At 70.6% G+C, this 13552-nt stretch carries 7 protein-coding genes; all 7 read left to right on the top strand.

The window, feature by feature from the left end:
* Positions 1-91 precede the first annotated feature (91 nt).
* Complete coding sequence (locus tag RWO82_RS12250) at positions 92-658, top strand: DNA-3-methyladenine glycosylase I (protein ID WP_314427410.1); 567 nt, start codon at positions 92-94, stop codon at positions 656-658.
* Positions 659-801: 143 nt separating this feature from the next.
* Positions 802-1935 (top strand): serine/threonine-protein kinase, encoded by a 1134-nt coding sequence (locus RWO82_RS12245; protein ID WP_314427407.1) that lies wholly within the window; start codon positions 802-804, stop codon positions 1933-1935.
* Positions 1935-7958, top strand: a complete 6024-nt coding sequence (locus tag RWO82_RS12240; protein WP_314427405.1) for an Ig-like domain-containing protein — start codon at positions 1935-1937, stop codon at positions 7956-7958. The genes RWO82_RS12245 and RWO82_RS12240 overlap by 1 nt, the downstream gene beginning before the upstream one ends.
* A gap of 97 nt (positions 7959-8055) precedes the next feature.
* Positions 8056-9021, top strand: coding sequence for an AAA family ATPase (locus RWO82_RS12235; RefSeq protein WP_399540818.1), 966 nt, complete (start codon positions 8056-8058; stop codon positions 9019-9021).
* The gene (locus RWO82_RS12230; RefSeq protein WP_314427399.1) at positions 9018-10388 is read left to right on the top strand and encodes a DUF58 domain-containing protein; all 1371 of its coding nucleotides are present in this window, start codon (positions 9018-9020) and stop codon (positions 10386-10388) included. Before RWO82_RS12235 ends, RWO82_RS12230 begins: the two co-directional genes overlap by 4 nt.
* Positions 10385-12952, top strand: a complete 2568-nt coding sequence (locus tag RWO82_RS12225; protein ID WP_314427396.1) for a transglutaminase domain-containing protein — start codon at positions 10385-10387, stop codon at positions 12950-12952. Before RWO82_RS12230 ends, RWO82_RS12225 begins: the two co-directional genes overlap by 4 nt.
* Positions 12949-13552 (top strand): DUF5684 domain-containing protein (locus RWO82_RS12220; protein WP_314427394.1); only part of this gene is annotated, 604 nt, incomplete at its 3' end. The genes RWO82_RS12225 and RWO82_RS12220, both read left to right, overlap by 4 nt.

The raw sequence follows: 13552 nt of genomic DNA, 5'->3' as shown, positions 1-13552 counted from the left end.
CCCACGCGAAGCCGTCCCCCTCGAGTCGCCCGCCACCGACGCTCCCGCTCGAGCGCCGGCCCCTGTCCGAGTCTCTCGATACGGTGAGGTCATGACCTCCCTCGCCATCGGCCCTGACGATCGTGCGCGCTGCGCCTGGGTGGGCGACGACGCGGAGTACCGCCGCTATCACGACGAAGAATGGGGCACCCCTCTGCATGGAGACAGGGCCCTGTTCGAGAAGATGGCGCTCGAGGGGTTCCAAGCCGGTCTCTCCTGGATCACGATCCTGCGCAAGCGGCCGCGCTTCCGCGAGGTCTTCGCGGGGTTCGACATCCGCACCGTCGCGGAGTTCGACGAGAGCGACGTCGAGCGGCTCATGGCCGACGTCGGCATCATCCGCAATCGCGCGAAGATCGAGGCGACGATCGGCAATGCGCGCATCGTCCGCGAGATGCCCGACGGCGCACTCGATGAGCTCATGTGGTCGTTCGCGCCCGCCTCGTGGACCCGGCCCGCGACGCTCCTCGACGTCGCTGCGGTGACTCCCGAGTCGACCGCGATGAGCACAGAACTGCGGCGACGCGGCTTCCGTTTCGTCGGGCCGACGACCATGTACGCGCTCATGCAGTCGACGGGCATGGTCGACGACCACGTCGTCGGGTGCTGGCGCGGCTAGCGGCGCACGGGATTCTGCCGACGAGCTCCGGCCGTGCGGCGCGCTTGTCCGCGGATATACTCGGTGACCGGGGGGAACGCCTAGCGCGTGGCGTCAGGCTCGAGCACGGCGCGGTCTCCCTGCACCGACCGTGAGGAGCATGAGTGGCCACGCGCATGGCATCGACCCCGCCGACGTTGGCGGGCTACAGCTACGTGCGCCCGCTCGGCTCGGGCGGCTTCGCCGACGTGTTCCTCTACGAGCAGGACATGCCGCGCCGCGTCGCCGCCGTCAAGGTGCTGCTGGCCGACGCGGTCAACCCCGACGTGCTGCGCACCTTCAACGTCGAGGCCGACATCTCGGCACGTCTGAGCGCCCACCCCTCCATCGTCACGATCTATCAGGCTTCGATCTCCGCCGACGGACGCCCGTACTTCGCCATGGAGTACTGCCCCGACACGATGAGCGCGCGCTATAAGAAGGCGCCGCTGCCGCTCGCCGATGTGCTCGACACCGGCGTGCGCATCGCGGGCGCGCTCGAGACCGTGCACCGGGCCGGTCTGCTGCACCGCGACATCAAACCGTCGAACGTGCTCATCAACTCCCTCGGTGCGCCCGTGCTCGCCGACTTCGGCATCGCGGCCGCAGTCATCGATGAGGGCGACGGGGAGACGATCGCCATGTCCGTGCCCTGGAGCTCGCCCGAAGTGCTGCAGGAACGCGTGACCGGGTCCGTCCCGAGCGAGATCTGGAGCCTCGGCGCCACGCTCTACACGCTCCTCGCCGGTCGCAGTCCCTTCGAGCGCGCGGACCGCGGATCCAACTCGCGTGACCAGCTCACCGACCGCATCGTCAAGGCTCGGTACACGGCCGTTCCGGTCGCCGGAGTGCCGCCGATCATCGACGACATCTTCGCGACAGCGATGCAGCGCGATCCCGCCAAGCGGTTCACGAGCATGGCTGAGTTCGCCGAGCGCCTCCGGTGGGCGCAGTACGAGCTCGGCCTCCACCCCACCGCGTTCGAGGCCGCCTCGGCGGAGTGGGCGGCCGCTGCGCCGGTGAGCTTCTCCGACTCCGCGCCGCGCGGACCCGTCATCACGACCGTCTCTCCGGACTCGCGCCGCGCAGCCCGAGCCGCTCGTCCTCAGGCCGCACCGCGCGACCGCGACGACCTCCCGTCGACGCCTCGGACGAAGAGCCGCTCCCCGTTGGTCGCCGGCCTGGTCGGCGCGGCGATCGGGGCCGCCGTCCTGGGCGGGGTCGGCGTCGCAGCCCTCTTCCTGACGGGGGTCCTGTGATGGCGATCGGCGACCGCACCCGGAACGCGGCGGCGCCGCGCCCTCGCCGCCGTGTCATCGCCGCGGTCTCGGGCATCGCGGCGCTCGCCGTGGTCACGACGCTCGCGATCACGGCGCAGGGCTATGAGTCGCAGGAGGTGCCCCGCCTCGAATCCGCCGTCTGGGTCATGCGCGACAGCGGACAGTACGCCCGTGTGAACACGGAGCTGGCCGAGATCGACACGGTGCGCAACGTCGACGACCCCGAAGCCGTGTGGCAGAGCGGCTCGCACGCGGTGCTCTACGCGCAGGGAAATCGACAACGATGGGACGTGGATCCCGCGACTCCCACCGACCTGCTCTCCGACCCCTCGGCCGAGGGCGCACCGATCGCCTCGGAGCCGACCCCCGCGGGCACTCGCGAGATCATCTCGGCCGGCCCGTACGTCGCCTACCGCACCGACACCGGCCAGGTGTCGGTGACGACGCTCGAGGCCGGAGCCGCGACCGCCCTGGTCGACCCGTTCTCGGGTATCGAGGTCGAAGAGGGCGAAGACCCTCCCACCTACACGGCGGATGCCGTGGGCCTGTCTCCCGACGGTCTGCTTGTGCTGTACTCGGCCGAGGAGGGAGCCGTCCGACGCTTCGACATCGACGAGTACCGCTTCCTCGACGATGGCACCGCGGTGGGAAGCGCACCGGAGGCCGGCGAAGGCCTCGCGCTCACCGTCGTCGGGGAGCGCTGGGCGATGCTGCAGGGCGGATCCGGAGAGCTCTGGCTCTCGGGTCGTGAGGAACCCGTCGAACTCGATGTCGCCGAGGACGCCAGGCTCCAGTCCGGCACGGCGCGCGGTGACGAGGTGGCCGTCGCCGACTCCGACGGGCTGGTGTCCGTCGATCTCGCATCCGGCGAGTCTGAGCGGATCGTCGAGGCGTCCGGAGTCCCCGCCACTCCCGTCGTGGTGGGCGGCGAGACCTACGCCGCATGGCTCGACACGGCATCCGGCACGCTGTGGTCGGACGGCGAGAGCGTGCCGCTGACCGTGCCCGACGAAGCGCTGGACTCGGCGACGATCGAGCCCGTCTTCCAGGCGAACGGCGACCGTGCGGTGCTGAGCGAGCTCGGCACGGGACTGATCTGGACCGCCCCCGACGGCGTGCTGATCCCCCTCGAGCAGTGGGCCATCGAAGACGAGACGGAGCAGGAGGAGGGCACCGTCGTCGTCGAGGACGTCGCCGAGCAGCTGCCGCCCGTGGCGGTGAACGACGCGTTCGGTGTGCGCGCCGGTCAGCAGGTGCTCCTGCCGGTGCTCTTCAACGACCACGACCCGAACAAGAAGGACGTGCTCTCGATCGATCCCGCATCGATCTCCGGGCTCGCCGACTCCGGGTTCGGCGACCTGTCGCTGGTCGCGAACGGACAGTCCCTGGTCGTGAACGTGCGAGCCGATGCAGGGCAGACGAGCTTCACCTACGCGGTGACCGACGGTGCCGCGACCTCGGCGCCCGCGACGGTGTCGCTGACCGTCGTCGATGCCGCGTCGAACTCCGCGCCGGTGTGGTGCGGCGTCGAGGCGTGTCAGCAGGAATGGCCGACCCCGCAGCTCCTGCCCGGCGGCAGCACGATCGTCTCGGCCCTCTCCGGCTGGGTGGATCCCGAGGGCGATCCCTTCGTCCTCAGCGATGCGTATGAGACCGACCCGTCGTCGCCGGTCATGGTCGTCCCGATGTCCGACGGCCGCGTCGCGATCCGGCATACCGACCCCAACGCCGCGGATGCCGTGATCTCGGTCACCGTGGTCGTCCAGGACGTGCACGGCGCGCGCGCGGAGAAGACGCTCGACGTCCAGGTCACCGGCAGCCCCGCCCTGATCGCGGCTCCGGTGGCGCTGACCGCACGTGTGGGCGAACGGCAGTCGATCCGCATCTCCGACCATCTCTCCGGCGGTTCCGGTTCGTATCGTCTGGTCGACGCCGTGCAGACCGCGGCGACCGCACAGGGACTCGAAGTCACCCCCAACACTGCCGGAGGCACGGTCGAGCTGACCGTCGCCGAACCCGGGCAGTACGTCGTCACCTACACGGCGCAGGACGCGTCGACCCAGGCCGAGCAGTCCGCGGTCATCCGCGTGACAGCGGTCGACGGCTCGTCGGCGCTCGCGATGGCTCCGCTCACCGCCTTCGTGCGCGAGGGCGAGGACACGACGGTCGACGTGCTCGACTCGGTGCAGAACACCAGCGGTCGGGTGCTGATGCTGTCGGATGCCGTGAGCTCGACGCCTCAGCTCAACGTGCGCGTCGTGGGCAACGAGAGCATCCGCGTCAACGGCACGACGGAGAGCGGCGACCCCGGCGTGATCGGCACGGCGACCGTGACGGTCGCCGACGGAGCCGGCGCCGCCGTGCAGGGCACCGTGACGGTGTTCCTCGCCCCGCCGTCGACGGTCACCAGGCCGATCGTGTTCCCCGACGCCATCACGGTGCGCGCCGGGTCGCTCACGCGCATCAACGTCGCGGCGAACGACGTCGCCCCCCGCGGCGAACCGCTCGTCGTTCTGCCCGAGGTCACGGGCTCCGGGGAAGCGGGTGAACTCGTGTTCGCCGATCGCAACGCGCTGCGCTATCTCGCTCCGAGCACGCCGGGCACGTATCGCCTCACGTACTCGGTGTCGCTGGAGCGCAATCCCTCGCTGTACGACAACGGCTCCGTCACGGTGACGGTGCTTCCGGCGGGTACGAACCGCGCGCCGACTCCGACCACGCTCACCGGGCGCGTGCTGAGCGGTCAGACCGTGTCGATCCCTGTTCCCGTCACCGGCATGGACAGCGACGGCGACCGCGTGGTGCTCGCAGGCGTCGACCAGCCCGAGCGCGGCTCCGGCACGGCGACGATCTCGGCCAACGGCGAGTCGATCGTCTACCGAGCACCCGCCTCGGGGGTGTCCGGCGGACAGGCGTCGTTCCGATACACGGTCCGCGATCCACAGGGCGAGACGGGCACCGGCATCGTCCGGGTCGGGGTGCTGGACGCCGACATCGACGACACCGCGCCGGTGACCTTCAGCGATTACGTGCGCGTGGAGGCGGGGTCCGAGACGCCGGTCGTGCTGGACCCGCGATCCAACGACCTCGACCCCGCTCAGAGCGAGCTCGAGATCACCGAACTCGTCCCCAACGCGCCGCCCGTGCAGGGCAACCCCCTGTACGACCGGCTCACCTCGCTGATCGACCCTGACACCTCCTTGGAGGACGGCCGGATCGTGCTGCGGGCCGGTGACACCGCCGGGACGAACTCCTACTTCTACACGGTCAAGTCCGCGCGGTCGTCGAGCACGTCGCAGGGGCTGATCGTGGTCACCGTCACCGACGGTGCCGTCACCGATCAGCCGTCCGTCGCCGACACCGTGCTCACCGCGAGAGATCGCGAAGAGATCGCGGAGCGGGGCATCGACGTCGTGACGGATCGGGTCAGCTGGCCGTCCGGTGACGTGGGGTCGCTCACGCTGAGCCTCTGGGGCGACCAGCCCGGCTTCTCGGTGCAGGGTGATCGCATCGTCGGGCAGGCGCCCGAAGAGGGAGCGCTCGTCCCGTTCCAGCTCACCGGCACGGCGCCGAGCGGGCGCGACGTCGTCGGCCATGGGTTCCTGCGCATCCCCGCGTTCGACGACATGCAGGTGCAGATCACACCCGGCACCACGCCGGTGACCGTCGACGAGGACGCATCGGTCTCGTTCGCCCTCGCCGACTACGTCGACCTGCCCGCGTCCGACAGCATCGAGGTCGGCACCGGACAGTTCACCGCGCAGCGCGCCTCCGCCAGCTGTGCCGCCGACGGTGCCGGAGGGGCGACCTACCAGGCAGGTCGGGAGGCGCCGTGGGCCGACACCTGCCTGGTGCCGGTGCGACTGAAGGGGCAGGAGCGCTGGTCGTACATCGACGTCCCGATCAGCATCCGCCCCGCAGAGCCCCAGCTGCTGCTCTCCTCGATCTCGCACACGATCGCCCCCGGCGCGACCGAGAGCGTCGACCTGTACTCCAACATGGCGAGCTGGGAGGGCGGGCGTGAGGGCGACGTGGGAGCTCTCGACTACCGCGTCGTCTACAACGGCTCGGCGTTCATCGTCACGCAGAACGGCTCCTCGCTGACCATCGAGGCCCGCGCGGATGCGCGACCGGGCAACACCGAGAACGTGAGCATCACGGTGCCGCAGTACGGCGAGCCGTCGGCGTCCGTGCGGCTCGTGGTCGGAGCGGCGCCGCCGGATGCTCCGCGCGGAGCGACGTTCACCCGGCAGTGCATCGTCACCAACCCCAACTGCTCGATCCAGGTGGTCGACGTCGCGGGCGAGTACGATCCGTTCGCGGGCAAGGCCGGCTCGGGGCTGCGCCTGGTGTCCCTGGGCGACGGGGCGCGATGCGACGTCGCGTCGATCTCGACATCCGGCAGCACGACGCTCACCGCCAGCTGGCCCGGCGGCGGCCAGGCACCCGGAGGCCAGTGCGTCATCCCGTTCGTCGTCTCCGACGCTCAGGGACGCACCGGCACCGGCACGCTGACCCTCGATCTGCAGGGCTTCCCGCAGGCGCCGGCCAGTGTCTCGACGGTCGGATTCACACGCTCGACCGTCGAGCTGGAGGTGCCGCTCGGTGAGGCCGGTCGCGCGCACCCCGCTGTCAGCGCGATCACGATCCTGCAGGACGGTGCTCCCGCCAACGCCTCGTGCAGTCCGGCGGGCGGAGGCGTCTACCGCTGCACCGTCAACGGCCTCGTCAACGGCGAGCCCCATGCCTTCACCGCCTCGGCCGTCAACGCCGTCGGCACGTCGGCCGCGACCTCGGCTCACACGACGTGGGCGTACGCGGCCCCCGTGGTGTCGAACGCCTCCGCAGCCCCGGTCTACCGCGCCGGCGTGACCGACCGGTCACGGGGAGTGGCCGCGCTGTCGGTCGCCGCATCCGACGATGCACGTGCGTTCCGCATCGAGGAGACCGGGCAGGTCATCGAGCGCACCGGCGCCACGACCACGGCCGACATCACCCTCTCTCCCGGCGCACAGACCCTGACCCTCGTGCCGATCAGCCAGTTCCAGCCTCCCACGGGGCAGGGCGGCAACGAGGGCGGAGCGTTCCGCACCTCGGTGACCGTCGCGGGCACCGTGTACTTCGACCCGGCGGGCACCCAGGCGACCGCGGCGTCGAACACCTCGGTGAATGTCGCCGGCGTGCGGGCGCAGGCCAATGGCAGCGCGCTCGCCCTCGACGTGGTCTACCTCGCCTGGCGCTCGGGCAACGCGAGCTGCACGGTCGACGGCAACGGGCGCCTGGTGGTCTCGGGCGCCGAGGTGAAGTCGCCCTCGGCGACGCTCACCAATCTCGCCGAGTACTCGATGTACAAGGTCAAGGCGTGCGCCTCCAACGGCTACGGCGTGGCCGAGTCGGCAACGACCGAAGTGTTCACGTTCGTCTTCGTCGACGGACCGAAGGGCAACACCACCTACACGGTCGCGACCCAGCCCGCGTTCCAGAACGATCGCTACTCGTACGTGCTCGAGTCTGCGCCGAACATCGCGGCCAGAGACGGCTTCGCCCCGCAGTACAACATGTACGGGTCGTGGCGTCCGAACTTCGAGCTGAGCACCGACGCCTCGCCGCTGCCCGTCAGCGCGCGCTCGTGCCACACGGTGCTGACCATGTACTGCTCGGACCCGGTCGAGATCGTGCCGCGGACCGCCCCCACCACGGTGGCGGTGCAGTTCCAGCGCTGCGTGCCCGCGAACGTGAACGACCTGTTCACGGTAACCGCCGCCGCGCGAGGGTCGTACTCCTCGGTCATGGCGCCGAAGGTCGTCGACGGCGTCTCGGTGGTCGACGTCAGGATCACGTGGACCGGTGCCTACGCCGCGCTCAAGCCGATCAGCCACCGCGCGCCGCTGTGCACCCAGCCGCCGCCCCCGAAGCCGCCGGACCCGCCCAAGCCCGACCCGGTCGAGACCGATCCCGCCGCGCCGGTGGTTCCCGGAGTCCCGACCGACCCGGCCGGATGACCCTGACGATGACCAGTCCCTCCACCCCACCGCCCTGCACCGCGCAGACGCCCCAGAAGAATACGGTTGCCCTATGCCTGCTCCCACAGCTGCTCCCGTGACGATCGCCGCCGAGCAGGCGGCCTGGTTCGCAGAGACGTTCTCGATCCTCACCGGCAACGTCGAACAGGCGATCCTCGGCAAGAGGCACGTCGTCGAGCTGGTGCTCGCCGCGGCGGTGAGCGGTGGTCACGTGCTGCTCGAGGACTTCCCCGGAACAGGCAAGACCGCGCTGGCCAGGGCGATCGCCCAGACGGTCACCGGCACCAGCACCCGCATCCAGTTCACACCCGACCTGCTGCCGGGCGACGTCACCGGCATCACGGTGTACGACCAGAAGGAGGGTGCCTTCGAATTCCACGCAGGCCCCGTCTTCGCCAACATCGTGCTCGCGGACGAGATCAACCGCGCGAGCCCCAAGACGCAGTCCGCGCTGCTGGAGGTCATGGAGGAGGGCACGGTCACGGTCGACGGCGTCACTCGCCCGGTGCCCTCGCCCTTCCTCGTCATGGCCACCCAGAACCCGATCGAGCAGGGCGGCACGTACCGTCTGCCCGAGGCCCAGCTCGACCGCTTCATGATCAAGACCTCGATCGGGTATCCCGATGAGGCCGCGACCATGCGCATCCTGCAGGGGGCGGCTCAGCCGAAGCACGTGCTCGACGGCATCGTCAGCACCGACACCATCCTGACGATGGCGGAGATGACTCGTGGCGTCTACGTGAATCCGCTGGTGTCCGACTACATCATGCGCATCGTCGACGCCACTCGACGCGCCTCCGAGGTGCGTCTCGGCGCCAGCGTGCGCGGAGCGCTCGCGCTCTCGCGCCTCGTGATGACGTGGGCGGCGAAGAACGGACGCACGTTCGTGACGCCCGACGATGTGCGCGAACTCGCGGTCGTGGCGCTGGCACACCGACTCGTGCTCGAGCCCGAGGCCGAGTTCGACGGCGTCACCGCCGTCGCCGTCGTCGGCCAGATCCTGCTCGACGTCGAACCGCCGCGCGAGAACGGCACTGCGTGAGCTTCAGCACCGAGTCGCGACTGACGCGCACCACGGCGGGCACGAGCACCTCGACCCGCACGTCGACGGTGACGCGCTACGACCGCACGCGCCGCGGCCCCGTGCGCGGTGCGGTGTTCGGGGTGCGCCGGGCGGCGCGCACGGCCGCGCGCGCGGTCCGTCGTTCCGCGCAGTGGCTGGGCGAGACCGTCACGGCCGCCGGACTGCTGGTCGTGGTGACGCTGGTGCTCGCGTTCGCCGCTGGACTGCTCTTCGGCTGGGTGGAGGCCTGGGCGGTCGCCGCCATCGCCCTCGTGCTGGTGCTGGTGTGCATCCCCTTCATCCTGGGGGAGCACGACTACCGGATCGACCTCGAGCTCGACCGCGATCGGGTCGTGGCGGGTGCCGAGATCGGCGCCACCCTCGATGTGCGCAACAACGGGGAGCGGCTGTCGCTGCCGGGGATCGTCGATGTGCCGGTCGGGGAAGGACTCGTCGAAGCGCACGTTCCGCTGCTCAGGCCGGGCGCACACCACAGAGAGCAGCTGACCATCGCCGCCCACCGACGCGGAGTCATCGACGTCGGCCCCATGACCATCACGCGCGGCGATCCGCTCGGCATCCTGCGTCGCGAGCTGCGCTGGCCCGATGTGCAGCGGATCCACGTGCATCCCGTCACGGTTCGCCTGCCGAGCACGAGCGCGGGCCTCATCCGCGATCTCGAGGGCACACCGAGCACGGCTCTGGTCGACGCGGACCTGTCTTTCCATGCCGTGCGAGAGTACGTCGTCGGCGACTCCCAACGACACGTGCACTGGAAGTCGACCGCCAAGACGGGCAGGCTCATGGTCCGTCAGTACGAGGAGTCGCGGCACGCGCGCATCGCGATCATCCTCGACCTCGACGCCGAGTCCTACGAGAGCGACGATGAGTTCGAGAACACGGTGAGCGCGGCGGCATCCCTCGCCCTGCAGGGCGTGCGAGACGGCAGGGACGTGCTGTTCTCGGTGAGCAACGAGATCCCCGAGCACAGCCGGAGCGAGGTGCTCTCGATCCGCACTCTGCCCACGGTCACCCCCAAGGCGCTGCTGGATGCGACCTCGACGATCGATGCGGCCGACCGGGTGATGCGCCTCGAGGCCGTGACCGCCCTCACGGCGCAGTCGTATCCCGACCTGTCGATCGGCTTCCTGCTGACCGGCTCCCGCATGCCGTTGGAGCGGCTCCGCCATGCCGCCGTGAAGCTCCCGGCCGCTGTCGAGGCTGTCGCCGTGCGCAGCGAACTCGGCGAGCAGCCCACCATGCGCACGGCGCGCGAACTCGCCGTCATGACTCTCGGCGCTCTCGGCGATCTGCCACAGCTGCTGGCCCGCGGAGCCCTCCGATGAACGCGGCGGGACCGAAGAGGCGCGGCGGCGCGACCACCGGCGCGAAGCGACGTCGACTCGTCGCGCCCTCCGCGCTGACCCTCTGGTCGCTGGGTTACGTCGTGGTGGGCATCCTGCTCGCGACCGCGGCGGCCTGGCCCGTATACGAGGCGCCGCGCCAGCTCGTGATCGGGCTCGTCGGCGGCGCGCTCGGCATGGCGATCGCCCTCACCGCACGGATGCTGCGCTGGGGGCTGCTCGTGGGCACGCTCGTCGCCGCAGGTGCGTATCTCGTCGTCGCCGTACCGCTCGCGATCCCTTCGGCGCTGACCTCGATCCCCGCGTTCTTCGGCGGCCTGCGCGATGCCGTGCTCGGCGTGGTGCTCGGCTGGAAGCAGATGCTCACCCTGAACCCGCCGCTCGGCGAGTATCAGGCCGTGCTCATCCCGTTCCTGCTGGTCATGCTCTTCGGTGCGTTCTTCTCCACCCTGCTCGTGCTCGAACAGGGGCGCCGTTCGACCATCGCGGTGCCGGTGGTCGCAGCCATGAGCGTGTTCGGCATCGCCTTCGGGCTCAGCGGCACCTCATCGACCGCGACCCTTCTGGGGGTTCCGCTCCCCGCTCCGCGCGAATGGCTGATCGGTGTCGCCGTGTTCGTCACGGCGCTGGCGTGGGTGATCGGGCGCACCCGACTGCGCCGTGCACAGGCGCTGCGTGCGGTGGCCGCCGCCAACATCTCGCGACGCGCGACGCCGGTGTGGTTGACCGTGCGTCGCCACCTGCTCTCGGCGGGGATCGCCGTGGTCGCGCTGATCGCCGGCGTCGCCATCGCACCCGCGGCAGCGGGATGGAGCGATCGCTCCGTGCTGCGTGACGAGGTCGAGCCGATGGTCGTCGTGCAGCAGCAGACCAGCCCGCTCAGCTCGTATCGCTCGTGGTTCGCCGCCGAGCGGTTCGGGGAGACCGTGCTGCAGGTGGAGGGCGATCCGGGTCCTGTCGATCGCATCCGTCTCGTCTCCCTCGACTCCTACGACGGCGAAGACTTCCACATCGCCCCCGAGGACCGTTTCAGCCGGCTGCCGCGCACGGCTCTCCCCGGCCCGGGACGCACGGCGCTCGACCTCACGATCGGCGACGCCTACCGGGGCATCTGGGTGCCCGCCCCCGCCGGTCTCGCCGAGGCGCCGCAGTTCATCGGGTCGCGCGCCGACGATCTCGCCGACGGCTTCCATGTGAACGAGGGCGGCGACACCGCCATCACGATCGCGGACGCTCCGGGTGGCGGTCAGGGGCTCGTGCCCGGAGACAGCTATTCGGTGCTGGTGGACGCGCCCTCCGACGGGGTCGATCTCAGGGCGGCTCAGGGCGGCAGCTCGAAGCTGGACACCGATCTGTACCCCGCACTCGCCGAGTGGGCCGAACTGCAGGAGCAGCCGCGGTCGGGAGCGGGCTACCTCGAACTGATCGATCGTCTGCGTTCACGGGGGTACCTGAGCCATTCGCTCATCGAAGACACCTCGGCCGGGGCGTGGATCGCCTCGCTCACACAGGCCGAGGGCTACGCGTTCGCGTCGAGCTACGCCGGTCACTCGGTCGCACGCATCGAAGAGCTCTTCACCGAGCTGATCGAGCAGGAGCGTCGTGCCGGTTCCGACGCCGCACCCGAAATGCTCGTGTCCGCCGTCGGAGACGACGAGCAGTTCTCGGTCGCGGCGGCCCTGCTCGCGCAGCATCTCGGTCTCGAGTCGCGCGTGGTGATCGGCGCCCGCCTGGCCGGTGCGGCGGCCGTGCCGGGGATCCCTGCGTGCGACCAGGTCTGCACGGGAGCGAACATGAGCGCGTGGGTCGAGGTGCGCGCCTCCGGCGGCGAGTGGACGCCGGTCGACACGACACCCCAGTACGCGATGCTGCCGAGTTCGCTCACAGAGGGGGAGCAGCTTCCCGAGCACCCGACGGTGCCCGAGCAGCCGCGGTCGGAGGCTCTCGATCCCCCGCTCGCGCAGAGCGATTCGAATGACGACGCCGCGCCGCTCGATGAGCCGCAGTCGGCTGTGCTCTCGGTCCTGCTGCCGATCCTCCGCGGAGTCGGGCTGGGCCTTCTCGCCGTCGCGCTTCTGCTGCTGCCCTTGCTGGTGCTGTTCCTCGCGAAGCGGCAGCGCGAGCGGGCTCGCCGCACCGCCGACGACCCCGAGGTGCGTCTGGCCGGCGCCTGGGAGGAGCTCGTCGACGTGTACGCCGATCATGACATCACGATGGATGCGGTCGGCACGCGCACACAGCGGGCGCAGTCGGTCGACCGCGCGGATGCGGGAAGGCTGGCGGCACTCGTCGATCGCGGCATCTTCGGCGAGCATCCGCCGACGGAGGATGACGCGGCCGAGGCCTGGACGCTCGTCGACGCCGAGCGGGCGGACCTCGCCCGGGCGCAGCGACGGTGGCGGCGGCTCGTCACGAGGGTGCGCCCCCGGTCTGTCGTCGGGCGGGTGCGGCCCACGCGGGAGGCGGCGTTCTTCGGACTGCGTCCCATGCTCGGTACTCTCGGAATGACCGGATCGCTCGACGATCGGAAGAAGGGGATCTCATGACCGCCGCTACGGAGTCCGGCCTCGTCACGATGCTCGCGATCGTCGGAGGCCTCGGCCTGCTCATCGGCATCGCCGTGTACGTCTGGTACGCCCTGGCTCTGTCGCGGCTGTTCCCGCGCATCGGAGGCGAGGGGTGGAAGGGCTGGGTCCCGATCCTGAACGAAGCCGAGATCCTCGCGCGCGGGGGAGTGCCGGCCTGGTCGGTGGTGTTCTACTTCATCCCGATCGTGCAGCTCTACGGTCTGTACCTCAAGGTCGTCGCGACGCACCGAATCAACAAGCGCTTCGGTCGCGGCGCCGGCATGACCGTGCTGGCGATCCTGCTCCCGCCCGTGTGGGCCACGGTTCTCGCGTGGGGGGCCGCGCCGTACCCCGAGGGCGAGCGCCTCGCCGCTCTGCAGCCGGGCCCTCGTCGCAGCACGCCGCCGTCTGCGACCCCGGCGCGCGACGCCTCCGGCTACACGATCCCGTCGCTCGCGCCGCACACTCCCTCGTCCGCTGAGGCACCGGCGCTGGTCTTCCCCGACTACGCGGCACCGCCGCGCGGTCCTCAGCCGGGTGCGACGCCCCCGTCGGCGGCAGCCGCCTCACCGCATCCGG

Source organism: uncultured Microbacterium sp. (assembly GCF_963521645.1).
In the GTDB taxonomy this organism is placed as follows: domain Bacteria; phylum Actinomycetota; class Actinomycetes; order Actinomycetales; family Microbacteriaceae; genus Microbacterium.
Note: the sequence above shows the minus strand (reverse complement) of the source record. Positions and strands in the feature narration are given on the sequence as shown.